Genomic DNA, 24,434 nt, shown 5'->3' on the forward strand with positions numbered 1-24,434 from the left:
AGTCTGAGTAATTGAAGTGCGCCAAGAGAGGGTCAGCCACTTGTTGTGCTAAAAAGCAGCCGCCATTATTCATGCAATACACATAGGTTACGGGCAAAAGTAGCTTCGTATTAACAAAATCCTGATCTTCCCTCCAGTTCTCTTCTAGACTCATTAAGTATCTAAACAGCAAAAATAATGAGTTTTAGCCCCGCCAAACTGGCGAGGCTATCATTTAATCAACAATCTCAACGGAGATTAAAAGATTATCTGTCGCCGTATGCTTGCAGATAAAATTACCACTGCAACGACGCCCCGGTCTGATACTCCGTCACGCGGGTTTCAAAGAAGTTTTTCTCCTTGCGCATGCTGGCCTGTTCGTCCAGCCAGGGCAGTGCGTTGCCGGCGCCGGGGAATGGTTCGTCCAGTTTCAGCTGCTTGGCGCGGCGGTTGGCGATGAAGCGGAATTGTTCGATGTGGTCTTCCGCGGTATAGCCCAGGATCGGTTCTTTCAGCAGGAAATGGGCGTAGCCGGTCTCCGCTGCTTCCGCTTCTTCCCACAGCGTCTTGATGGCTTTGGGATCGAGGGTGACGCCTTCTTCCTTGATGATCTGTTTCACCACACGGATACCGAAAGCGCAGTGCATGACTTCGTCCCGCATAATGTATTGCAGCTGCTCGCCGGTGCCTTTCATCAATCCGCGGCGCTGCAAGGCGAAGATAGGGCTGAAGCCGTTATAAAACCAACAGCCCTCGAAAATACCGGCGAAGAAAATATACGCCATCACGAAGGTTTCCAGGTCATCCCGATTACGCAGATTGATATCTGGGCGCAGTAGCGCGCTGATACGCTCGTTGCCCATCTTGATCTTGCGATAGATCGCTGGCGTGACGCGGTAACGGTTATAAATCTCGCTCTGATCCAGACCAATGGTTTCGATACAGTGTTGATAGGTCCAGGTATGCAGGGATTCCTCGTACACCTGACGCGCCTGATAGATCTGCAGCTCCGGCGCGCTCATTTTCTCCATCACCGCCAGACCGATATTACGCATGGCCAGGATGTCGGACGTGGTCAGATAAGCCAGTACGTTCTCATACACATGCTTTTCTTCCAGCGTCAGCTTGTGATGATAATCGTACACATCCTGGGACATGTTGATGTCCAGAGGCGTCCAGTGGTTCTTGTTGGCGTTGAGGAAAAACTCCCACGCCCAGGGATACTTGAACGGCGCCAGCTGGTTGATGTCGGTCATCCCGTTCACCACCCGCTTGTCGTCAGGATTGACCGGGTCCAGCTTTTGTAAAACCTGTTCTTCCATCGCCTCCTCCGCCAGGGCCGCGGGCTCCGGCTCGTTGTCAGGGGCTCCCCCGGCGGCGGGGGCCGCGGCGGGAGAGGTGGAAACGGGTGACTGCGCAGAAACAGCAGAGGATGTGGACACAGCAGGAATCGCCACCGCCAGAGGATCGTCCCAGTCCGACAAGGTCGCAGTCTGCTTCATCAGTTCGGTATTCATGGTCATAGCTCCTGGTTGTTATCGTCGCTTACTGACAGGCTTCACAGTCCGGATCGAGAATCGAGCAGAACTTCGGTTGCGGCTCCTGACTCTCAGTGTCGTCAACATCAGGTTTGGCGCTATCGCTCTGGGAAGCGCCGGAAGAGATTTTCTCCATTTGCGTGGCACCGAGAGAGCGCAGGTAATATGTCGTTTTCAGGCCGCGGGACCAGGCCAGCTTGTACAAGTTGTCCAGTTTTTTACCGGAGGGTTCAGCCATGTACAGGTTGAGACTCTGCCCCTGATCAATCCATTTCTGGCGACGGGAGGCCGCTTCCACCAACCAGCGAGGATCAATTTCAAACGCGGTCAGGAACAGCTGTTTGACGTCTTCCGGAATGCGGTCGATCTGCGCGACGGAGCCATCGAAATACTTGAGGTCGTTGACCATGACGGAATCCCACAAATCCCGCGCCTTCAACTCCTGCACCAACCAGGGGTTGATCACGGTGAATTCGCCGGACAGGTTGGATTTGACGAACAGGTTCTGATACGTCGGTTCGATGGACTGGGAAACGCCGACAATATTGGAAATTGTCGCTGTAGGCGCGATCGCCATGACATTGGAGTTACGCATGCCCTGCTTTTTCACCAGTTCGCGCACTGGAGCCCAGTCAAGGCTATGACCACGATCTAGCGTACAGTATTCCGCGCCGCGCTCTTGCTCCAGATGGTCCAGAGAATCGATCGGCAGAACGCCTTGATCCCACAAGGAGCCTTCATAGGTTTCGTAGCGGCCGCGTTCTTTCGCCAGATTGGAGGAAGCGGTGATCGCAAAATAACTGATCAGCTCCATGGATTGATCGGCGAAGCGCACCGCTTCGACGCTGCTATAGGGCAGGCCAAGCTTGTACAACGCATCCTGAAAGCCCATCAGGCCCATGCCCACAGGACGATGACGCAGGTTGGCGTTACGCGCCTGGGGAACCGCGTAATAGTTGATGTCGATGACGTTATCCAGCATGCGCACTGCGGTATACACAGTATTGCGCAAACGGTCATGATCGATTTCGCCATTGCGTATGTGGTTGACCAGGTTGATAGAGCCCAGGTTACATACCGCAATTTCGTCCTGACTGGTGTTAAGAGTGATCTCCGTACACAGGTTCGAGGAGTGCACCACACCAACGTGTTGCTGCGGCGAACGCAGATTACAGGGGTCCTTGAAGGTCACCCAGGGATGGCCTGTTTCGAACAACATAGAGAGCATCTTGCGCCACAAGTTCTGCGCAGAAACTTTCTTGAACAGGGTAATAGCGCCGCTTTCCACCAGAGATTCATAGTGGGTGTAGCGCGCTTCAAAAGCGGAACCGTACAAATCATGCAGATCCGGCGCATCGCTGGGTGAGAACAGCGTCCACTCTTTGTCCTCGAATACGCGCTTCATGAACAGATCCGGAATCCAGTTGGCGGAGTTCATGTCATGGGTGCGGCGGCGTTCATCGCCAGTGTTTTTGCGCAGTTCCAGGAACTCTTCGATATCCAGGTGCCAGGACTCCAGATAAGCGCACACCGCGCCTTTACGTTTGCCGCCCTGATTCACCGCCACCGCCGTGTCGTTGACGACTTTCAGGAACGGCACCACGCCCTGGGACTTACCATTGGTGCCTTTGATGTGAGAGCCCAGAGAACGCACCGGAGTCCAGTCATTACCCAGACCGCCCGCCCATTTGGACAGCAGGGCATTGTCCTTGATCGCGCCGTAAATTCCCTCCAGGTCATCCGGCACCGTCGTCAGGTAGCAGGAAGACAACTGCGGACGGTTGGTCCCCGCGTTGAACAGCGTCGGCGTAGAGCACATGTAATCAAAAGAGGACAACAGGTTGTAGAACTCAATTGCGCGGGCGTTGGGATCATCTTCCTGCACCGACAATCCCATGGCGACGCGCATGAAAAAAGCCTGCGGCAATTCCAGGCGGGTCTCGCGCCAGTGGATGAAGTAACGATCGTAAAGGGTCTGTAATCCCAGGTAGGTGAATTGGCGGTCAAGCTCAGGCTTCAGCGCAGCGCCCAGTCGTTCCAGATCGAATTCGAGCAGACTTGGCGACAGCAGTTCATGTTCCACGCAGCGTTCGATAATGGCGCGGAACGCAGTCGGATACAGTTCCGCCATTTCAGTTTCCGTGGCGGACGCTGCGATATTGAGATAGCTCAGCGACTCTTCACGCAAACCGTCCAATAACAAACGGGCGCACACATAGGAATAGTTGGGCTCTTCTTCGATCAGCGGACGCGCCGCCATGACCAGCGCGGCATTGACGTCTTTGTGTTTGACGCCGTTGTACAGGTTTTTCAACGCTCCTTGCAGGACTTTTTCCTCGCTGACGCCGTCCAGATCCGCGCATGCATCGCCGATCACTGTGCGCAAACGCCCCATATTCAGCGGCGCTTCCGTGCCGTCGGCGAATTTCACATTGATATCAGGATGCGTCTCCCCCGCCTGCTCGCTTGGCGCCGGCGCACGCTGACGGGCATGTTCTTCACGATACAACACATAGGCGCGAGCCACTTTATGAAAGCCGCCGCGCATCAGGCCCAATTCCACCAGATCCTGAATTTCTTCGATATGCACCGAACCGCCTTCGGGGCTGCGGCGACGCAGACGCGCCACGATATCTTTAACCAGTTTTTCTACGGAATCCCGCACACGGGGCGAGCCGGACGCGGAATGTCCTTCCACCGCCAAAAACGCCTTGGTCACCGCCATAGCGATTTTGCGGTCGTCAAACGGCGCAGCCTGACCGGTGCGTTTGATCACCTGCAGCAGGGCGTTATGAGTGTGTGACTCGGATGAAACAGATGGGGAGCTGGAGGCGCGCGCCTCGCTGGGGGACGAAAAACTACCGGTCATGGAATTGTCCTCTATCGCGTGTTCTGGCCGAACCTTCACGATTAGGGACATAAAGCGACGCGCAGACAGGCCGAAAATCGCCTCGCGTTTAGCGGCGCTTTATCATTACCCTGAGTCGCGAAGGCATGAATAACTTCAGCATGGCAGGTCTTCGGACTCGGGGGCGTTTACACGTTTTTGCGAACCTACGGCGACCGCTTCCCATCCTCTTTCAGGACAGTGCGTGGGCGTTTCCACCCGCGTCGCTTTCGTTCCCCCACACCGCTGCGCGTCAGTACCGGACTCTCACCGGATTCCCTCTTAGCACAACCTTTGAACAGGCGTGAACCATAGCTGAGACACAATATATTGTTTTGACTATTAAAAGTAAATACTAGATGTAGAGGCTAAGCGAAATGACAAAGCGACGCGGATATTCAGAAAAATCAAGCGAGAATGGCGGCGATTAAGAACTTTTTCAAAAGCGCTTGGACGCCTATGCCGATGATGGTAAGAATAAAAATTTCTGCATACGCATCCGCTTTAGTAATCACTTTCAACGCAATCAGATAGAACCCAAGCGCAGCAAGAAAACCGGGCAGCCCTTGAACAAAGCCCAAAATCAGGGTGGCGACGAGCACAACCAAAAACGCTTCTATCAATCCAAGCGAGACTTTCAGCAGCTTAGCGGCAGCGAACAGGCAAGCGCTCTGGATCAAAACGCCAATGATTAGATTCAAATCCATGAGAATTCCTAAAAGGCGGCCATTCTAAACAGTAAACCGACGCAGTCAATACAGCGAAACCGCACCGACATCCCTAACGGCCACCTTTACACATTCACAATTTCCATGGCTGCCTGCAGGCGAAGTTTACCCAACCTCATTGTCATCCCCAGAAAATAAACGGGTAATTACCTGAATCAAAAGTAGTTCAGGATGCAAATCAGCTAAACTGCTAATAATTTTCTTCTTCGCATTAAGGACTGGCTTTGCCTGAACGCCGCCGTTTTTTCAAAGAAACACTGACGCCCTATTTTGCGCCGCCCATGTGGTTGCACTGTCTTTTGTATGTGTTAACGCTCGGCGTGTACGAACTATTCTGGCATTACATGAATTGGCGCAAGTATCGGCTTATATCGGGAGATCCTATCTGGCCGCCGCTGCGCGGGCTGTTTTTTTATTTTTTTATTCCTTCTCTGGTTAGTAATCTCGCGCGCAGCTCCTCCTTGGCGGGCCGCTCTGATCCTTCGCTTGGTCCATGGACCAGCGCGCTCTATCTTGCGGTGGCGATAGCCGCCACTACGCTCGCACAAGCATTGAATCCTTTGTTTATCCTGCCCTCCTTCTTCTTCCTGACCTATTTGAACTGGCGGGCGCGGTGGATCAATCAGCAGTTCATAGCTGTTCCAGCCCAGTCGAGCGCCGACGTCTCTGCGCTCAACGTCAACTCGCCGCAGCAACCGGGCGGCGCTTCCCTCGCTTTAAAACCGTCTTTTCAAGCTGTCGGTAGCTTTCGTTGGTTGGAGATCCTTACCTGTATCGCCGTGATTTGCGTCGCTTTAACTTTCGCACTAGACGCCGGGCGTCACGCTATTATTAAAGCCCGCCTGACCGAAGCCTTTGGTTTATTGGAAGGAATCAGAGTGGACATGGCGGAAAAATACGCCTTCTCCGGGGTCTGGCCGGAGCGAGAAGAACTACATGCGCTGAGTAACGTCGAGGCGATCTACTTCCAATCAACGGAGCTCGATTCAAGCGGCGCCTTGCACTTCACCCTTTCCCCTCGAGCGGGAGAAGCGCCAAGGACCATCAGCTTTCGACCGGTCGTCAGCAATCCCGATGGCGCATTGCGCACCCTGGGATGGACATGCGCGTCAGCGCACTCGGGTCCACGCAAAATCTACGGCGACGACAAAAGCTCGCTGCCTCCTGAGCAACTCCCTTATATCTGTAGAGGTTAAACCGTGATCCTTATTTCTTCGCCAAACTCAAATCTGAGCCAATTGTTGCGACATTTGAACCATCAGGTCCAACAGGGGCTTTCTCTGGAGCAGGCGCTGGCCAGACTGGAACCTCTCCTGCCGGCTCACGCACAGCCTCAGATTGAGCAACTGAAAAAGGTATTGCAAGGCGACGTCAGCTTACATGCGACGCCTTATCAGGACAGCCCCTTCTACGACATAAGTCGCCTCGCCGCCATTGTGCGCGCCAAAGGCGGCTCGTTACCCGGTTTTCTGGAACGCTATATCACTCACTCTCACGCCATGGAAGTCTCCTGGCGAGGCGTTTGGGACGGACTGCAAAGTCTGCTTGGCTACGTATTCGCCCTGTTAATGATCGCCATCTTTGTTTTCGGCGTCCTGCTCATCAAGGTGTTGCCTGGATTTCAGGCTTTCTATCGTGAAATGGACATGGAGCTGCCAGCATTTACGCTGGCGCTGATATCCGGCTTAGAGTCGTTTCAGTCGGTTTGGATCTTCGTATTGATCGGTTTGATTCCGCTATTTTGGATTGGATTCAAGACAGTCGGTTGTATTCGACGATTGCGGCCCATGCCGGATTTCATACAACGCCTCCCAGGCTTGTCCTCCATCGCCAAAGCCCATCTACGTTATCTCTGGCTCGCCAACGCCTATCTGCTTAACCGCTCCGGTCTGGATGCGGAAACGTCCTTACGTGAAGCGCTGCAGCTCTGTTCCAGCGCCAGCCTGGAAGAAACACTCTCACAACCAGAATACCTGGATCTGATGATCGCCCTGAAAACTGACGCGCTGGAACAGGAGTTGGCGTATCAGTTCGAGCGACTCAACGTCGCGTACGCCGCAGCGCTGGCGTCCTTCAAAACCAAATTCGTCGCAGGCGTCAGCACCCTCATCGCCATTCTGGTAGGAGCGGCCATCATCGCCGTCTACCTCCCGATATTCGGCTTAGGATCCGCTATTTAACCGTTATTCATCAAAGGCAGAATTATGACTACCACAGCGCAAAACGGCTTCACCCTCATCGAATTAATGATCGTGGTCGCCATCATCGGCATTCTGGCGTCCGTCGCCTTGCCCAGCTATCAGGTTTACGTCACGCGGGCGCAGGTCACCGAGGCGGTCACCATCGTGGGCGAACTGCGTGATCAGGTGAAAGAGTATTACAAATACAAAGGCGATTTTCCGACCGATAACGCCGCCGCAGGCATGCCTGCGCCCAACAAGTTATTGGGGAATTTTGTGAAGAACATCACTCTGGAGAACGGCGCCTTTCATGTTCAGTTGGGCAACAAGGTGAACAAAAGTCTGCAGGACAAATATCTCACCATTCGCCCCGCTATCGTGACCGGCAGCCCCGCCAGCCCAATGACCTGGTTGTGCGGACATAGCCCCGCAGTCGAGGGTATGGAAGCTGTGGGAGCCAACAAGACGGATATTGATCCGGCTTACCTGCCCTCCAACTGCCGGTTCTGAACACCAAAAACGCTTAGGCGGGGAACAGGGTTTCCCTGCCGTAACGCAGCTCCAGCGCCTGACGCTCCGCCTTGGTGAGACCTTTAACCACCAGCGCGTAGGAATTATCTATCATCCGCCCGATCTCTCCGGGCGGTACTCCGCCATCCAGCGCCAGCGTATTCCAGTGTTTTTTATTCATGTGATAGCCCGGCGTGACGGAGGGGAAAATATCCCGCAACGCCAACGCTTCCACCGGATCGCACTTCAGGTTCATGCGTCCCTCGCCGTCTTCCATGCCAAGGGTCGCGAACATTTTGCCTCTGATCTTGAACACCGCCACCTCGGGTCCAAACGGAAAATCCTCAATGGCTTCGGGTTTACTTAAAAGCGCCTGTCTGGCCGCTGCGTAGTCCATATCATCGCCTCTGATAAAGTCAGCTATCCTGCAGCAACTGCATCTGCTGCGCGATCACCCGGGAGTTTTCGTCCGGCTGCGTCGACAGTCCGGCGATGACGCCGGCCCGATCCTGCGGGTTACGATTCTGGCTGAGTTTGAACTTGCCGTTCAAGGTTTCGATATCAACGCTGAAACCGACAATGGCTTTCATCATCGCCTCCAGCCTGGCGGGCGGCACTTTGTTCATTTTCCAGGGGTTAGCGAACGCCGCTTCGTGTTTGTCGCTCAACTGCTCCAGCAGCCAGGGCAGACGTTCAGGGGGCAATAATTCCGAACGCCCCCGCGCCTCCACGCTCATGAAGTTCCAGGTAGGCACCATGCCCGTGCTTTCATACCAGTCCGGCGACACGTACGCATGCGGTCCCTGAAACAGCACCCGTGTTTCATCGGCGCCGTCCAGCTCCTTCCATTGATCGTTCTGGCGGGCCAGATGGCCATACAAGCGGTTATTCTGGCGGTCCAGTATAAAGGGGACTTGATTGACCTCCAGCACCCCGGCTTTCAGCGTCATCAAAACACCGAAACTCCAACGGTCAATAAAATCCAGCATGGCGGAACGGTCCTCCACCTTGAATGAAGCGGGCATGTACATAGTCGAAATATCCCTGACTGCACGGACTGTGGGTAAAACGTCGCGCCGGCTGGCGTCTAACGCATCGGGTTGAATAATATAGCGTTTTACACCCGCGCTGACAGGGTTTGCCAGCGAGCTTTTCGAAAATAACGTTTTGCGCTATAACGGCTGGGCGTTTCACAACTCTCATGGTTAAGGACCTCACATGCTTAACGCCGTCTTTGAGGATTTCCAGTTACGTCCCGCACAAGAGGCGGACCTGCAAGCCGTTGTCGAAATCTATAATTCCACAGTCGCTTCCAGACAAGTCACGGCGGACACTGAAGAGGTTTCCGCAGCGAGTCGCCGGGACTGGTTTTTGCGACATACCGAAGAACGTCCCTTGCTGGTGGCGGAACGAGCGGGCCAAATTCTGGGCTGGATCAGCTTCGAGCCCTATCATTCTCGTCCTGCATATCGACACACGGCGGAATTGAGCATCTATCTGGCGCCGAAGCAGCGCGGCAAAGGCATGGGCGCCCGCCTTCTGAGTCACGCGATAGCATTGGCGCCGCAACTTGGCGTGACGGCGCTCGTCGGAGTGATTTTCTCCCACAATGCGCCCAGTCTCGCCTTGTTTCGCAAGCACGGCTTTCAATGTTGGGGAGAATTACCCAATGTCGCCGAAATGGACGGCGCGCTCTACAGCGTGACGCTGATGGGCCTGTCGCTGCCTCAGCCTCAATAAGCCCAACAGAAAATATTTTCTTTATCGCGCATTGACTTAAGCCTCCCTTAAGCTTCGCCCCTTAATCTGCTCCTTGTCGTTAAACAAGACATTCACACAAGGAACAGATTTATGAAACCAACCTCAATCGCCTTATTCGCCGCCGCTCTGAGTCTGACCGCAGCCACCGCGTTTGCAGACCCTACCTGCACCACAGAGCCCAAGTCCGCCTGGCAGGATCAGGACGTTTTCAAACAGTCGCTGCTGGACCAGGGTTACAAGATCAAGAAGTTCAAAGAGACAGACACCGGCTGCTATGAAATCTACGGCTGGAACAACCAGGGTCAGAAAGTGGAGATCTACTTCAACCCGGTTAACGGCGAAGCTGTCAAAACTGAAATAGATTAAGGAGTTTCCCATGCAAACCGTTCGTGTCTGGGACCCTCTGGTCCGCTTATTTCACTGGACGTTAGCCACAGCGTGCATTCTGAATCTGTGGGTACTGGAGGACGGAAGTTCCTGGCACGAATGGGTCGGTTATTACGCCGGAGGCGCGATTGCGATCAGAGTCTTATGGGGTTTTATAGGGACGCCCTACGCGCGCTTTCGGTCTTTTTTTCCTACGCCGACACGGCTTAAAAACTATGTAGGCGCACTCCTGTCCGGCAAGCCCACCGAAACGGTAGGCCACAATCCGATGGGCGGCCTGATGATTCTGGCGCTCATGTTCCTGGTGGCTGCGCTGGCGGTCAGCGGCTGGATGATGAGCCTCGACGCCTTTTGGGGCGAAGACTGGCTGGAGGAAATTCACGAGGGCTTGGCCAACGCATTAATGGCGCTCATGCTTATTCACATCGCTGCGGTGAGCCTGTATTCACGCTTTGGCAAAGAAAATCTTATCGCCGCCATGGTCACCGGCAAAAAGCAAATCAGCAAACCGGAATAAGCACCAGACGAAACGTCGTCAGGATTATTGATACTTCTTCAGCAAGGCGGCGTAAGTGCCGTCTTCCAGCATATGCCGCAGGGTTTCTTCCATCAGCTTGAGCAATTCCGGATCTTTGGCCAGCGGCGATTTTCTGGAGATAATCAAATGGGCGGGGGTATCCGATGCGACTTTTGTCGGCAGCCCTTCTATCTTATCCTCCAGGCCCAGTTCCCGCGCCATGTAGTCGACTTCCAGGGCATTGCCAATCACAGCGTCGATGCGCTGCGCGGCAAGCAGACGCAGATTATGGCTCATGCTCTTCTCGATCACCTCAAAACGTCCCCGTTTTTGCGCATGATCAAACTCAGGATTGATGGAAAAGCCCAGATTCTTGCCCAGTACCTTGCCGTCCAAATCCTCCAGGCTGTAAAAAACGATAGGCCGCTCCGGGTTAACAAACACACAATAGGTGCTCAGATGAATTGGCGGATCGAGAAAAATCGCATACTCCTCCCGCTCCGGCGTACGAAAAGCGGAAAAGCCGCCATCAATGGACCCCGCCGCCACTTCATGCAGCACTCTTTTCCAGGGATAGAGCTTGATATCGACCTTCCAGCCCAGACGACGCGCCATTTCTTCGACGATATCCACGTCCAGGCCTTTGACCTGATCGCCATCGCGCCATTCATATGGCTTGAAGTCCTCCTGTGAAGCCAGCACCAGCGACACTTCCGCCGCTGACGGCTGCATCAGTAGCGCGAGCAGCCCACTAAACACCCATACTGACAGTCTCATTTGGCCTTTTCTCCGCAATGATAATAGCGCCTTATCATCCTTTCGGCCGACCATACCAACCCAAAAGCCTATTGTAGCTGATTCTTTTTTAATCTATTTATATAGCAACTTTACAAACGGTTACATATTTACAACAGACAACTTTATAACAGACAACCGGGATGTCACGAATGAGCGCATTCGACCACCGGCCGGCGGCGAGAAGAGAACAGTTATGCACGTAGTAAGCTACACCGAACCCCAACTCCCTGATTTACTGACGCTTTACGCAAAGACCTTGCTAAAGCGGGAGCTGACCTACACTCGCCTGCCTGAATTATGCGTTGAGGTTTTCGATATCACTCTTTGCCGCAGCCATCTGGAAAAATATCTGCACTTCTTTGAGTTTAGTCCGCAATACCGACAAACTGAACGCGCGCCCCTGCCGTTTCTGTATGTTTTTACCCAAAAACCCCAGCTGACCCTGCTAACCCGGCCGGAATTCCCTCTCAAACTGCTGGGTCTGGTGCACCTGGGCGTCAAGTTTATCCAGCGCTTTCCAGTATGCGCCCAAGACCGATTGACTGTACGCGCGTATTTATCCGGTCAGGAAGAATGCGCACATGGGCAAAGCTTCACGGTGACGACGGAAATCTGGACCCGCGGTCAGGTGGCGGTGGAAATGGTCAATCATTACCTGAGCAAACGCCCGGGCAATCATCGCCCCGCCCGTAACGGACCGCGCACGCCGTTTTCCGACGCGGCTCCGCAGACGACCTTCTATTTCGGCAGCGCCGATATTCGCCGTTATGCGAGGCTGTCCGGCGACTTCAATCCGATCCATCTGTACCAGTGGACCGCGCGTCTGTGCGGCATGAAGAAACCGATAGTGCATGGCATGTATTCCGTCGGCAAAATCATGGGCTACCTGAGCAATCAGAATGAACGTGAGATTCGCCAGGCGTCCTTTAAGTTCACCCGCCCCGTCTACGTGCCCAATGACTTATCCTTGTGGACCCACGCTTTCGATAATCGCACCATGGTGACCCTGGGCAGCCGCTCCAACGCCCCCAGCGTCTCCGCCGAGATCGAATACAAGCTGGGCTGAACCTGCTCCGCCGCGTCCTGCGGCGGAATAATCCTGAAAAGTATGCTACTTAATTAATAGGCGTTATTTTTGATGCGCCGCATTGCGTCGCGTCGGCATCAACGGCGGAAAACGCGCAACGCCTTATTCCAACTTATTTTTTGCACCCGCTGTGGAGCCTTTATTCATGTCCAGCGAAGTCAACGATCTGGAGCATACGCTGTTCGCTTTTATAGAAAGCAGCGACGAAGCTTACGCCCTCTTCAACGACCAGGATCTTCTTGAGTACTGCAACGTCGCTTTCGCCCGGCTTTTCAATGCTGAATGCGACTTTCTCGCCGGTTTCAGCTTTCGTCGTCTGGCGGAACGTTGCTACGACACCCGGCAAGGGATTCACATTGAGTCCGACGATCTTGAGGGGTGGTTGCGATACGCACAGGAATTACGTCGCACGCGCCAGTTTCGCAGCTATGAGGTGGAGATCAGCGGCGGTCGCTGGTTCTTATTCTCGGAACAGATCGACAAACAAGGCCGCATGCTGGTGCGCGCCCGCGACCTCACCGCGCAGAAGCAACTGGAAGGCCGCATCAATCACGCCAACCAGAAGTTACGCCATATGGCTATGACGGATGAACTCACGCATGTCTCCAACTATCGCGGCTTTTTCGAAGCGGCGGAAGCGGAGGCGAATCGCTGCTGGCGCACCGGCGCGCCCATGACGCTGATGCTGCTGGACATGGACCATTTCAAAAAGGTCAACGACAACTATGGCTATCCGGTGGGAGACGCAATATTGCGCCGCATCGCGGAAATGACCCGGGACGCGTTGCGTGAATACGATGTGTTTGGACGTATCGCCGGCGAAGAATTCGCCATTTTCCTCAGTCAGGCCAATGATAAGGTCGGCATGCAGATCGCGGGACGTCTCATCGAATCCATAGCCGACATGGTTTTCACCGGGCCCGAGGATGGCGATCCGGAAGTACGCGTCACCGCGTCTATCGGGCTGTGTATCGGAGAGTGCGATACGCCGTTCGAGCAGCTTTTCAAACAAGCGGAAGTGGCCTTGCAGCAGGCCAAAGATCAAGGCAGGAATCGTGTGGAGGTGTTCCACATGAAAAAAAACTGACAGAGGTCTTCCAGAATTAGAAAAAGGATCTGCGACCATCCGCCGTCAGTGTCGTGCCCCTTGCGCTTGTCATGAGATCGCAAAAAGGACCGCAAAGCGCGCGACGACGTCAGATGGCCGCAGAAAACAGGGGGCTAGCCTCGTGTGAACGCCTCCGAGCCGGTCGCGGCGACATTATCCGCCGGCGCTTCCCAGCCGCCGCCCAAAGAGCGGTAAATTTCCACAACGCCTTTCATGATATCCGTCTCCGCCTGCATGGCTGCGTCTTCCGCCGCCAGACGGGTGCGCTCCGTGTCCAGCAACACCAGCAGGTCGATAAAGCCTTCCTTGTATTGCGCCTGGGCGATTTCCTGAGCCCGCGCGCTGCTCTCCACCTGCGCCTGCAAGTGCAGATAACGCTGTTGGCTCTGATGATAATTAACAAAGCTGAGCTGTGCGTCTTCCAAAGCCCGCAGAACCGTCTGTTGATAGTCTTCCAGGGCCGCCTCGTTCTGCGCCTCGGCCACTCGCACCCGCGCCTTCAGAGAAGCCCAATCCAGCACCGCCCAGTTCAGGCTGGGCGCCACGGACCAGGCGCCGGAGGAGGATTTCAGCAGTTCACTGCCGGAGCCGGAAATAAAGCCCAGGAAACCCGTCATCTCCACCTTGGGAAACAGGTCCGCCGTCGCCACGCCAACTCGGGCGGTGGCCGACGCCAAACGCCGTTCAGCGACGCGCACGTCAGGACGGCGACGCAACAAGGTCGCGGGGTCGCCAATAGCCAGCGCCGTGGCCACCTGGGGAATGGGCTGATAACTCAAGTCCATCGCCAGCTTGCCGGGCTCGGAACCAGTCAGCACCGCCAGCCGATATTCATCACGGGCGATACGCGCCTGTAACGGAGCCAGAGTGGCTTGAGCACCGGCATACTGCGCCTTACTGCGCACCACATCCAGCTCTGCGCCGACGCCCGTCTTGTACTTGGCTTCCGTCAGATCCACGACGGATTTCAGATTCTCCAGATTGCGCTGCGCCACTTGAATCTGCGCCTGGGCGCCGCGCAAGTCCGCGTAGACGCGGACGACTTCGGCGATGATCTCCACCTGCACATTGCGTAACGCCGCGTCACTGGACAGCGCTTCCGCCTCCGCCGCTTCGATCAGCCGCGTCACGCGGCCGAAGAAGTCCAGATTCCAGCTCAGGTTGCCTCCAGCGGAATACTGCTCCACCTTGGCCGCGTCAGAGAAAGTCGGCGCCGACTTGGCGCGCGAGGCGCTGTAATCGGCGCCCACGCCGCCTTTCGGAAAGCGGTCGTCGCGACTGTCGTCAAAGGCGGCGTAAGCCGCCTTCACATTGGCCCGCGCCTTGGCGATGTCATGGTTGTCAGCAAGGGCGAGATCCACCAGTTTCTCAATACGGGGATCGTTGAATTGTCCCCACCAGTTTTCCTCCATACGCTGGAAGTCGAACTGCTGCTGATTAAACGTCTGCAATTGCGCCGCAGGCTGTTCCGGAGCCTGATAATCAGGCCCCACTGTCATGCATCCCGCCATAGCCAGAGTCAGCGCGGAGACCAGGAAAAACTTCGCCTTACGCATGAGCCGCCTCCCCTTGCGCTACGTCCTGTGGATCGCGCTTTTTCACCCAGCGACGAATCAGATGATAGAACAACGGCGTCAGCAACAATCCAAAGATCGTTACCCCGATCATGCCGGAGAACACCGCAACGCCCATGGCGTGACGCATTTCCGCGCCGGCGCCACTGGAGTACACCAATGGCGCCACGCCCATGATGAACGCCAGAGACGTCATCAGAATCGGACGCAAACGCAGGCGACAGGCTTCCAGAATGGCGTCCATCAGACTGAGACCCGCATCCTGACGCTCCTTGGCGAACTCCACGATCAAAATCGCGTTTTTGGTCGCCAGTCCCACCAGTACGATCAGTCCAATCTGGGTGAAGATATTGTTATCTCCGCCGGACAGAATCACCCCGGTCATGGCTGACAACAACGTCATCGGTACGATCAGAATAATCGCCAATGGCAACGACCAGCTTTCGTACTGCGCCGCCAGCACCAGGAAGACCAGCAGAACAACCAGCGGGAAGACGAATATTGCCGTGTTGCCCGCCAGAATCTGCTGATAGGTCAGCTCGGTCCACTCAAAGGTCATGCCGTTGGGCAACTCGTCTTTAAGCAGCTTTTCGATCGCCGCCTGGGCCTGACCTGAGCTGTAGCCCGGCGCCGGCGCCCCATTGATTTCCGCGGTGGGGTAACCGTTGTAGTGCATAACCCGATCCGGACCCGCCGTATGAGTGACGTTCACAAAGGAACCGATAGGAATCATGTCACCCTGGCCGTTGCGCACTTTCAAGCGGCTGATCTGATCCGCTTCCTGACGGAAGTCATCCTCCGCCTGCACATTCACCTGATAGGTGCGGCCGAACTGGTTGTAGTCGTTCACATACAGCGAGCCCATGTAGACCTGCATGGTTTCAAACACATCGTTCAGAGACACGTTGTGAGACTTGGCCTTCTCGCGATCCACATCCACATCGATCTGCGGCACGTTGACCTGGAAGCTGCTGAACAGGCCAGTCAGTCCAGGGGTCGCCCAGGCTTTCTGCACGATATTCTGGGTTTGCGCATACAGCTCGTTGTAGCCCATGCTGGCGCGATCTTCGACCTGCAGGCGGAAACCGCCGATGGTGCCCAGCCCCATGACCGGAGGCGGTGGGAATATCGCCACAAAGGCTTCCTTGATAGCGCTGTATTCGCCGTTCAACTGTCCTGCGATAGCGCCAGCGGACAGAGAGGGGTCCTTACGTTCCTCGAAGGGCTTCAGCGTCACGAATACGATGCCGCTGTTAGGGGCGTTCACAAAACCGTTCACAGACAAACCAGGGAATGCGACAGCGGATTCCACGCCGGGATGCTTCAGCGCGATGGCGGACATTTCCCGAATCACGTCTTCAGTACGATCCAGCGAGGCCGCGTCCGGCAACTGCGCGAAGGACACCAGATACTGCTTGTCCTGCTGCGGCACGAAGCCCACGGGCGTGGTCTGGAACTGATGATAGGTCAGGCCGATCAGACCGCCGTACACCACCAGGATCACCAGACCGCCGCGAATGATGCGCTTCACGCCCCAGGTATAGGCATTGGAGGCCTTCGCAAAGAACTTGTTGAAAGGCGCGAACAACCAGCGTCCCAGCAGGCCGTCGATCATGCGGCTCAGCAGATCTTTCTTGGCGCCGTGCGGCTTCAGCAACACTGCGGACAACGCCGGACTCAAGGTCAGGGAGTTGATGGTTGAAATGATCGTGGAGATAGCAATGGTCAACGCGAACTGTTTATAAAACTGCCCGGTCAGCCCGGAAATAAACGCAGTAGGAATAAACACCGCGCTCAACACCAGAGAGGTCGCGATAATCGGACCGGTCACTTCTTTCATGGCCTGCTTGGTGGCGTCCACCGGCGTCATGCCCAGCTCGATATTACGCTCGACGTTTTCCACCACCACGATGGCGTCATCCACCACGATACCGATGGCCAACACCAGTCCAAACAAGGACAGCGCGTTCAGAGAGAAACCGAACAGATACATCACTGCGAAGGTGCCCACCAGGGATACCGGCACCGCCACCAATGGAATAATCGAGGCGCGCCAGGTCTGCAGGAACAGCACCACAACGATAACCACCAGCAGAATGGCTTCCAGCAGGGTTTGCACCACCGCTTTGATAGAGCCTTTTACGAAAACCGTAGGATCGTAAACGATGGAGTAGTCCACGCCTTCCGGAAACGACTTCTTCAATTCCGCCATGGTGGCGCGCACGTTGTCGGAAATTTCAATGGCGTTGGAGCCAGGACGCTGGAATATCGGCAACGCCGCAGCAGGCTTGTTGTTCAGCAAAGAGCGCAATGCATAAGTGCTGGAGCCCAGCTCCACGCGGCCGACGTCTTTCAGACGGGTCATTTCCCCATTCGGACCGACGCGGACAATGATGTTTTCAAACTCTTCCGTGGATTCCAGGCGGCCTTTCACGTTGATCAGCAACTGGAAATCACTGGCGCTGGGAGATGGCGGAGCCGCCAGGGTGCCCGCCGCCACCGCGCGGTTCTGTTCACGAATGGCTTGCAGCACGTCGCTGGTGGTCAGATTCAACGCAGCCACTTTTTCCGGGTCCAGCCAGATGCGCAGAGAGTAATCTCCGGCGCCGAACACACGTACTGCGCCCACGCCTTCAATTCGCGACAGCGCGTCTTTCACGTTCAAGGTGGCGTAGTTCGCCAGATAGAGCGTGTCGTAACGGTTATCCGGCGACACCATGTGCACAACCATGGTCAGGTCCGGCGAGGATTTCTCCGTCGTCACGCCTAGACGCTGCACTTCATTGGGCAGACGCGGCAATGCGCGACTGACGCGGTTCTGCACGTCCACCTGCGCTTCGTCCAGGTCTGTACCCAAGGCGAAGGTCACCGTCAACGCCATACGGCCGTCGGAAGAGGCCTGGGAAGACATATAGAGCATGTTCTCCACGCCGTTGATCTCTTGCTCCAACGGCGAGGCGACAGTTTCAGCGATAACCTTGGGGTTGGCGCCGGGATAGGTGGCGTTCACCACCACCGTGGGTGGAACCACCTCGGGATATTCCGTAATAGGCAGCTCGAACACCGCCAGTGCGCCTGCGATAAATATCATTATCGACAGCACGCCGGCCAATATGGGCCGATGGATGAAATATTGCGACAGATTCATAACTGCTTACCTTTAGCCGCGAGGCTGTTCCAGTGCGGCGTTGGGAGAGGCTTTCGCCGGGGCGGCCGCTTGCGCCGCTTCCAGACGGGCCTGCTCCGTCAAATATTTTTCCACGATCTGTTGTTGCGCGTAGAAGCGCTCCAGCGCAGCGGGCTCCGCCATGGCGGTTTCCTGCGGCGTCACTTCAGCGCCGGGACGCACCCGTTGCAGACCATTCACCACGATTTTCTCGCCAGGTTGCAGCCCCTTGCGGATCAGACGCAGGCCATCCACTTTCGGACCCAGCTCCACTGGACGGTAGGTCACCTTGTTATCTTCGCCGAGCACCAGCACGAATTTGTTGCTCAGGTCCGTATTGATGGCGCGATCGTTGATCAGAATGCCTTCATGACGGCCACTGGCGATAATTCTGACGCGAGCGAACAGACCCGGCGTGAATTCATCGTTCTGGTTATCGAACACAGCCCGTCCACGAATAGTTCCAGTCTCGGGATTTACCCGGTTATCCAGGAAGTCGATGTAGCCGGTATGAGAATAGTCCTGCTCGTTCGCCAGACTCATCAGCGCAGGGTTATCGCCGTCGCGGGCGCTGGGACGATCGCCCCGGGCGACCTGATCGCGGTATTTCAGATACGTGCGCTCATCAGCGTCGAAATAGGCGTAAACCTTATCCGTGGACACCAGCGTGGTGAGCAGGCTCTGACCAGCCTGCACATAGTTGCCTTCAGTAATCACAGCGCGGGAGACGCGACCGGCAATCGGCGCCGTCACTTTGGTGAAGCTCAGATTCAACTTGGCCGATTCAAGCGCAGCCCGAGTAGACTGCACCTGGGCGCGAGCCTGACTCAACTGGCTCTCGCGGCTGTCCACCTGCTCTACGGAAATCGCGTTCTGCTTTTTCAGGCTTTGCGCCCGCTTCATATCGCGATCGGCAAGTTCCAGGCGCGCCTCGGCGCTGGCCAGGTCAGCGTTCAAGCGATTCACTTCCGCCTGAAAAGAGCGAGGATCGATTTCAAACAGCAGATCGCCTTTGTTGACTTGCGCGCCTTCTTCGAAGGTTACCTTATCGATGTAACCTGACACCCGCGGGCGCAACTCAACTGTTTGCGTCGCCTCCAGGCGACCGGTGAATTCGTCCCATTCCGTAACGGGCTCGTTCAGCACGGTGGCGACGTCCACCATTGGCGGCGCCATAGCGTGGCCTTGCTGTTGTGGAGGTTCAGCGGGCTGGCAGGCGCTCAACAGGACTGCCGCCGACACTACCGCTCCGTATAGAATGAGAGATCTGGAAAATTTCATGACAAGCTCCTTTGACTGACAGGCGCACAATAACCGGCCTCTACTGACAACCTGCTGTCAGTAGCTCCGTTAGCGCCTCAGGTTTTTTGCGATGCTTGCATTCTGTTCGCAATCATTGATATCGTCTAATTTATATTTGATATTCGATACATCATTAATTTTTATATGAAGGCTCGATATGCGTAATATAGATTTGAATTTGCTCGTTATTTTCGACGCCATCATGACCGAGAACTCCATTAGCGGCGCGGCGGAGCGGCTTTCCATGACCCAGCCGGCGGTGTCCAATGCGGTGGCGCGTATGCGTCAGGTCTGGAACGACCCCTTGTTCGTGAAAAACGGGCGCGGCATCCAGCCCACCACCCACGCGCTCAGTCTATGGCACCAGGTGAGCGGCCCATTGATTCAACTGAAGGACGCCGTCAACCCGCAGGATTTCGACCCATCGTCAACTCGCAGACGCTTCCGCGTGGGCATGAGCGACATCACGACGGATCTTATCTGGCTGCCCATGCGCAGAATGGTGGAAACGGAAGCGCCTAACATTGACCTGCATGCGGTTCCCGCCAACGGCAATAACTCGGAAAGTATCCTGACCAACGGTGAAGTGGATATTATCGTGGGCGTGATGCAGGAGTTCCGCACTTCATTCCGCAACGATTTTCTGTTTGAAAGCGATTATGTATGCGCCATGCGCAAAGACCATCCATTGGCGGCAGAACCGCTGACCCTGGAGAAATATCTGAAGGCGGATCATTTGCTGGTGTCTTTAACAGGAGAAGCCACCGGTTTCGTCGATATTACGCTCAGCCAGCAGGGGTTGAGTCGTCGCGTGGCGATGACGGTGAATCATTTCGCCTCTGTGCCGGCGCTGTTGGAAGGCAGCGACCTGATTTCCGTCGTTCCCAATATGGTGATCGCCAAAGGCGCCAAATGCGGATCGCTGCATGTCACCAAGCCGCCTCTGGAGATACGCCCCACCCCCGTGTCCATGATCTGGCACGCCCGCCATGATCGTGATCCCGGGGTGCTGTGGCTGAGAGAGAAGATCAAGTTTTTCACTATCGCCGAGTGGCTTAAATACCTGCCAAGCTGTTGTCCGCAGGTGTGTCATTTACATCAATGGAATGATGTCGAGGCGGAAGGGGAAGCAGCCATCATGGACTGACCGCCCGAGGCGGCCAGTCCGACGGAAATTACTTGTCGGAAGGTACGAACACCAGTTTGCCCGGCGCCACTTTCAAATCCATATTGGTCAGAGACATAAACTGTCCCGCCAAGTTAGCGTCATCCAGGCGGTACACTGGCATGGTCTCCAGCATTTGCGCCAGGAAGCGCATGGCGTTGTCCGTCACGGGCTTGAAATCGCCCTTGAAGTAAGGGGAGTCAATACGGCTGTCCAGCAAGCGCAGGCGACGGATATACACCGCCTTCTCCTGGCTGTTGTAATAGGGCGCGCCCTCTACTTTCAGGAAAACGCCCACCGGCAGTTTCGCCATCAGCGCGTTGACCGCGACTTCTCCGTTCAGCTCCAACACCGCTACATCACGGTCTTCCGGCCCCAGGGTGACATCCACTTTATCCAGCGCCAATGACAGTGGCGATCCGGATTCTAGTTGCTGGCGGTCGTAGCGACTCACCTGCTCCTGCATGTAACTCTCCAGTGTGGCCTCGCTGATGCTGAAAGGCGATAACGCCGCACAACCACTCAACAGAGACATCAAAACCAATATCGGTAAAAACAGTTTTTTCATGTGGATTATTTCCAGAGTTCTTTGTCGTCCATCCTGCAATATGCCGACGCGGGGAGCAATAGCGTATATCCGCGTCATCCGCAGGGCGATGAATCAGTCCGGGATCAACCGCTTGCCCATGCTGATGGACTGATCCTCCAAATAGCCCAGGGCAGTATAAAACCCGATGGCGGCCAGATTATCCTTACGAATCTGTAAGTTTATTTTCGGACACCCCAGCGCCAGCAAACGCCTCTGCAGCTCATCCATCAATGCGCGCCCCCAGCCCGAACCCTGATGTTGAGGGTCCACCGCCAGGTAATTCACCCAGCCGCGATGCCCCTCGTAGCCGCCCATTACCGTCGCCGCCGGATGTCCACGCCACTCTCCCACCAGAAATAAATCAGGATCGACTTTAAGTTTGCGATGAATATCCTTGCGCGGATCGTTCCAGGGGCGCACCAAGTCGCATTTTTCCCATAAAACGACGACCTCGTCCTCATTTTTCAACTGGAAAGTTCTTATTATCAGTTCAGACTCATTACTGGTTACCATGATCAAACGTCTCCGCCGGGGATTGAACATGGCGCTTAAAACAACATAATCAGCAGCGGTATGCAAAATTTAAGGCTCGCGTGGACTTATAAAATCAGTCGCAGCATCGTCAGAGCGCTGGCTTACAGGCTGGCCCTGACCGAGCTGGATTTGCAGCGCTATCTCACCGCGCACTTCCCTATTGAAACCAGAAAATACCTGTTGGGAGTCAGGCTGCATGATCCCTGGGTGCGCCTGGACGACGCCCGCAATCGCATCGCCGTGGGAGCGAAGGTGGAACTGCAACTTCCCGGCGGCTTTATCTCCACTGGCGTCGTGGAGATGGAGGGCGTTCTCTCCTACTCGCCGCAGGAAGGCGCGTTTTATCTCTTCGACCCGCAAATCACCGACCTACAGCTACATCCCATCCCCGGCCGCTACCTCAAGCCAGCCCGCGCCGCCGTGCGTATTGCGCTATCCCGTTATGTCGCCGGCGCTCCGGTTTTCCAATTCCGCGTGGACAGCCTTCGCCACCGACTGGCGCGCGCTCTGGTGAAGAACGTCGAGGTGCGTCGCGGCAAGCTGCGCGTGCGCTTTCGGGCCTCACGACAAAACTACGAGACCTGAGTCAGCGGCGCCTAGGCTATACAGGTGATACATAGTCTCAAATTCACCGCTATATTGATTTGCAGGCCAAGCCGATAAGACCCTGACATAGACCCCTGAACCTAAGACATTCGACCGAATTGAAGGCATTCAGAGGTGGATGTATGGTTTATTATCTGAACACCAATAAATATAAAGGAGCCGCGGGAGCGCAGTCCCCTCTCGCCTTGGTGCACAGCCGACGGGGAGCAATCAGTACAACTAAGAAAAAGCTCTCTTTAATTAAAACAATCTCATGCAATGGAATCGACAATGAAACTGTGCAAAAAACCCCTGCTTGTAGGGATGATGACCGGACTGACGTTCGCCGCCAATGTCTACGCCAGCGGTCCCGACAATATTGAATCCTACCGTAGCATTACCGCGAAAATCGTGGGCGGAGAAGAAGCGTCTGAAGGCGAATTCCCGTTCATGGTGTATCTGCAATACAACGGCGGACAATGGTGCGGCGCATCCGTAGTCAGCGACTACTATGTCCTCACCGCCGCCCACTGTACATCCGGACGCTCCGCCAGCAGCTTCAAGGCGGTTGTTGGTCTGCATCGTCAGAACGACATGAGCGACGCCCAGGTCATTCAGGTGACGGAAGTCATCAATCACCCGGGCTATAACTCCAACACCATGCAAAACGATATTGCGTTGTTGAAAGTCGCGCAAAAAATCGACGAGAAATACACCCGCATCACATTGGGCGCGCCCAACGATATCTATGACGGCCTCATGACCACAGTCATCGGCTGGGGAGATACGTCCGAAGGCGGCAATTCTCCCAACGCTCTGCAGAAAGTAGATGTGCCGGTCGTGTCTCTGGATGAGTGTCGCAGCGCCTACGGCAGCAGCAATATCCATGACCATAACGTCTGCGCAGGCCTCAAACAGGGCGGCAAAGATTCCTGTCAGGGCGACTCCGGCGGTCCATTGTTCATCAACCAGGCGGGCGAATTCCGGCAATTGGGCGTCGTCAGCTGGGGCGATGGCTGTGCGCGGCCGAACAAGTATGGCGTCTATACGGCGGTGCCCAGCTTCGCCAGCTGGATCAACACTCATACCGGCGGGGATGACGGTGGAGACGACGGCGGCGATGATGGCGGAGATAACGGCGACGCCACCAGCCTGAGCAACGGCAAAGCCCTGACGGATCTGAGCGGTTCCGCCGGCAGCTCGAAATACTATGTGCTGGATGTGCCTGCTGGCGCCAGCGACATTTCCTTCAAGATTGCAGGCGGCTCAGGCGACGCCGACCTCTACGTGAAGGCGGGCGAGAAGCCGACTTCCTCCAGCTATGACTGCCGTCCCTACAAAAACGGCAATGATGAAACCTGCTCCGATCTGCCTGTTAAGCCCGGCAAATACTACGTCATGCTGCAGGGCTACAGCGCCTACAGCGGACTGAGCCTGACCGGTTCATACAGCGGCGGCGGTGATGACGGCGGAGACAACGGAGACGGCAGCGAAGGCAATGGCGTTGAAAGTGGTCTGAGCGGCGGTTCTGGCGAATGGCTGCATTTCAGCGACGTCATTCCAGAAGGCGTATCCACACTGACCGTTAAGATTTCCGGCGGCAGTGGCGATGCAGACTTGTACGTGCGCAAGGGCAGACAGCCCAGCGGCAGTCGTTTCCAGTGTCGTCCCTATAAAGACGGCAACAACGAGTCCTGCGACATTCCTAACCCTTCAGCCGGCGAATGGTTCATGAGCCTGCGCGGTTACACCGATTTCAGCGGCGTCACCCTGGAGTGGACCTCTCAATAATCTCTCTAAGGCGGCGCCCAAGCGCCGCCTTTTCTCCTCCATCTCTCATGTTAGCGCCCTGTTCCGATACGCAAGTTTGCGGGAAGAGTGCAGCCGTTCGCCCCTGCATCGCCACGTTTTAGGTAGTTCAAAAGGCGTAGTTAATAAAAATTAACAAAATTAATGTTTTAGCAAAACCCAGCAACCACGCGCCCTCTCGGGCAGCACGCCTAAAAAACAAACAGCCACGGTAATTTACGCCAATTGGC

22 protein-coding genes and 1 riboswitch are annotated in these 24,434 nt (G+C 55.5%); of the genes, 11 read left to right on the forward strand and 11 right to left on the reverse strand.

All coding sequences use genetic code 11. The annotated features are described in order from the left end of the window. Nucleotides 1-275 precede the first annotated feature (275 nt). The 3 genes from KP814_RS09915 to KP814_RS09925 form a co-directional block, all read right to left on the reverse strand. Nucleotides 276-1,496, reverse strand: a complete 1,221-nt coding sequence (locus KP814_RS09915) for a ribonucleotide-diphosphate reductase subunit beta (RefSeq protein ID WP_216736626.1) — start codon at nucleotides 1,494-1,496, stop codon at nucleotides 276-278. Between the two features lie 28 nt (nucleotides 1,497-1,524). Beyond that, nucleotides 1,525-4,386, reverse strand: coding sequence for a ribonucleoside-diphosphate reductase subunit alpha (locus tag KP814_RS09920; protein ID WP_216736627.1), 2,862 nt, complete (start codon nucleotides 4,384-4,386; stop codon nucleotides 1,525-1,527). 124 nt (nucleotides 4,387-4,510) lie between these two features. After that, nucleotides 4,511-4,733, reverse strand: a riboswitch (cobalamin riboswitch). Nucleotides 4,734-4,811: 78 nt separating this feature from the next. Further along, nucleotides 4,812-5,111 (reverse strand): hypothetical protein, encoded by a 300-nt coding sequence (locus KP814_RS09925; RefSeq protein WP_216736628.1) that lies wholly within the window; start codon nucleotides 5,109-5,111, stop codon nucleotides 4,812-4,814. 245 nt (nucleotides 5,112-5,356) lie between these two features. Between KP814_RS09925 and KP814_RS09930 the strand changes: the two genes are divergently transcribed. The 3 genes from KP814_RS09930 to KP814_RS09940 are packed head-to-tail and all read left to right on the forward strand — an operon-like array spanning nucleotide 5,357 to nucleotide 7,822. After that, nucleotides 5,357-6,328, forward strand: coding sequence for a pilin (locus tag KP814_RS09930; protein ID WP_216736629.1), 972 nt, complete (start codon nucleotides 5,357-5,359; stop codon nucleotides 6,326-6,328). A 3-nt stretch (nucleotides 6,329-6,331) separates the two neighbouring features. Further along, complete coding sequence (locus KP814_RS09935; protein ID WP_216736630.1) at nucleotides 6,332-7,312, forward strand: type II secretion system F family protein; 981 nt, start codon at nucleotides 6,332-6,334, stop codon at nucleotides 7,310-7,312. Nucleotides 7,313-7,336: 24 nt separating this feature from the next. Continuing rightward, nucleotides 7,337-7,822 (forward strand): pilin, encoded by a 486-nt coding sequence (locus KP814_RS09940; protein ID WP_216736631.1) that lies wholly within the window; start codon nucleotides 7,337-7,339, stop codon nucleotides 7,820-7,822. Nucleotides 7,823-7,835: 13 nt separating this feature from the next. On the opposite strand, the gene KP814_RS09945 is transcribed toward KP814_RS09940, so the two are convergent. Together KP814_RS09945 and KP814_RS09950 are read right to left on the reverse strand one after the other, a co-directional pair. Then, entirely contained in the window at nucleotides 7,836-8,219 is a 384-nt protein-coding gene (locus KP814_RS09945) for an MmcQ/YjbR family DNA-binding protein (RefSeq protein WP_216736632.1), read from the reverse strand. 19 nt (nucleotides 8,220-8,238) lie between these two features. Beyond that, complete coding sequence (locus tag KP814_RS09950; RefSeq protein WP_216736633.1) at nucleotides 8,239-8,853, reverse strand: FMN-binding negative transcriptional regulator; 615 nt, start codon at nucleotides 8,851-8,853, stop codon at nucleotides 8,239-8,241. A gap of 187 nt (nucleotides 8,854-9,040) precedes the next feature. Between KP814_RS09950 and KP814_RS09955 the strand changes: the two genes are divergently transcribed. From KP814_RS09955 to KP814_RS09965, 3 genes are all read left to right on the forward strand, one after another. Continuing rightward, entirely contained in the window at nucleotides 9,041-9,562 is a 522-nt protein-coding gene (locus KP814_RS09955; protein ID WP_216736634.1) for a GNAT family N-acetyltransferase, read from the forward strand. A gap of 111 nt (nucleotides 9,563-9,673) precedes the next feature. Then, a complete protein-coding gene (locus KP814_RS09960) occupies nucleotides 9,674-9,949 on the forward strand; it encodes a PepSY domain-containing protein (protein ID WP_216736635.1) in 276 nt (91 codons plus the stop codon). Nucleotides 9,950-9,959: 10 nt separating this feature from the next. Then, nucleotides 9,960-10,487: a cytochrome b/b6 domain-containing protein gene (locus tag KP814_RS09965; RefSeq protein ID WP_216736636.1), complete on the forward strand. Its 528-nt coding sequence runs from the start codon at nucleotides 9,960-9,962 to the stop codon at nucleotides 10,485-10,487. A gap of 24 nt (nucleotides 10,488-10,511) precedes the next feature. On the opposite strand, the gene KP814_RS09970 is transcribed toward KP814_RS09965, so the two are convergent. After that, nucleotides 10,512-11,264 (reverse strand): ABC transporter substrate-binding protein, encoded by a 753-nt coding sequence (locus KP814_RS09970; protein ID WP_216736637.1) that lies wholly within the window; start codon nucleotides 11,262-11,264, stop codon nucleotides 10,512-10,514. Nucleotides 11,265-11,478: 214 nt separating this feature from the next. Here KP814_RS09970 and KP814_RS09975 point away from each other — a divergent pair, with 214 nt between their 5' ends. After that, nucleotides 11,479-12,351 carry a MaoC/PaaZ C-terminal domain-containing protein gene (locus KP814_RS09975; RefSeq protein WP_216736638.1) on the forward strand — a complete coding sequence of 291 codons (873 nt, stop codon included), beginning with the start codon at nucleotides 11,479-11,481 and terminating at the stop codon, nucleotides 12,349-12,351. A gap of 166 nt (nucleotides 12,352-12,517) precedes the next feature. Beyond that, on the forward strand, nucleotides 12,518-13,459 hold the full coding sequence (locus KP814_RS09980; protein ID WP_216736639.1) for a GGDEF domain-containing protein: 942 nt from the start codon (nucleotides 12,518-12,520) through the stop codon (nucleotides 13,457-13,459). A gap of 134 nt (nucleotides 13,460-13,593) precedes the next feature. Here KP814_RS09980 and KP814_RS09985 read toward each other — a convergent pair whose 3' ends face one another. Genes KP814_RS09985 through KP814_RS09995 form a run of 3 tightly spaced genes read right to left on the reverse strand, consistent with a single transcriptional unit; the run spans nucleotide 13,594 to nucleotide 19,501 of the window. Further along, nucleotides 13,594-15,036, reverse strand: a complete 1,443-nt coding sequence (locus KP814_RS09985) for an efflux transporter outer membrane subunit (protein ID WP_216736640.1) — start codon at nucleotides 15,034-15,036, stop codon at nucleotides 13,594-13,596. After that, the gene (locus KP814_RS09990) at nucleotides 15,029-18,202 is read right to left on the reverse strand and encodes an efflux RND transporter permease subunit (RefSeq protein ID WP_216736641.1); all 3,174 of its coding nucleotides are present in this window, start codon (nucleotides 18,200-18,202) and stop codon (nucleotides 15,029-15,031) included. The genes KP814_RS09985 and KP814_RS09990 overlap by 8 nt, the downstream gene beginning before the upstream one ends. Before the next feature lie 12 nt (nucleotides 18,203-18,214). Then, nucleotides 18,215-19,501: an efflux RND transporter periplasmic adaptor subunit gene (locus KP814_RS09995; RefSeq protein WP_216736642.1), complete on the reverse strand. Its 1,287-nt coding sequence runs from the start codon at nucleotides 19,499-19,501 to the stop codon at nucleotides 18,215-18,217. Between the two features lie 178 nt (nucleotides 19,502-19,679). Between KP814_RS09995 and KP814_RS10000 the strand changes: the two genes are divergently transcribed. Next, nucleotides 19,680-20,669 (forward strand): LysR family transcriptional regulator, encoded by a 990-nt coding sequence (locus tag KP814_RS10000; RefSeq protein ID WP_216736643.1) that lies wholly within the window; start codon nucleotides 19,680-19,682, stop codon nucleotides 20,667-20,669. A gap of 28 nt (nucleotides 20,670-20,697) precedes the next feature. Here the strand turns inward: KP814_RS10000 and KP814_RS10005 are convergent, their stop codons facing one another. Both KP814_RS10005 and KP814_RS10010 read right to left on the reverse strand, forming a co-directional pair. Beyond that, entirely contained in the window at nucleotides 20,698-21,255 is a 558-nt protein-coding gene (locus KP814_RS10005; RefSeq protein WP_216736644.1) for a DUF1439 domain-containing protein, read from the reverse strand. Between the two features lie 93 nt (nucleotides 21,256-21,348). Continuing rightward, entirely contained in the window at nucleotides 21,349-21,789 is a 441-nt protein-coding gene (locus KP814_RS10010; RefSeq protein ID WP_216736645.1) for a GNAT family acetyltransferase, read from the reverse strand. 60 nt (nucleotides 21,790-21,849) lie between these two features. Between KP814_RS10010 and KP814_RS10015 the strand changes: the two genes are divergently transcribed. Together KP814_RS10015 and KP814_RS10020 are read left to right on the forward strand one after the other, a co-directional pair. Further along, entirely contained in the window at nucleotides 21,850-22,395 is a 546-nt protein-coding gene (locus tag KP814_RS10015) for a DUF1439 domain-containing protein (protein WP_216736646.1), read from the forward strand. 291 nt (nucleotides 22,396-22,686) lie between these two features. Then, the gene (locus tag KP814_RS10020; RefSeq protein WP_216736647.1) at nucleotides 22,687-24,186 is read left to right on the forward strand and encodes a trypsin-like serine protease; all 1,500 of its coding nucleotides are present in this window, start codon (nucleotides 22,687-22,689) and stop codon (nucleotides 24,184-24,186) included. Nucleotides 24,187-24,434 lie beyond the last annotated feature (248 nt).

Source organism: Hahella sp. HN01 (assembly GCF_018986435.1).
Taxonomy (GTDB): Bacteria; Pseudomonadota; Gammaproteobacteria; order Pseudomonadales; family Oleiphilaceae; genus Hahella.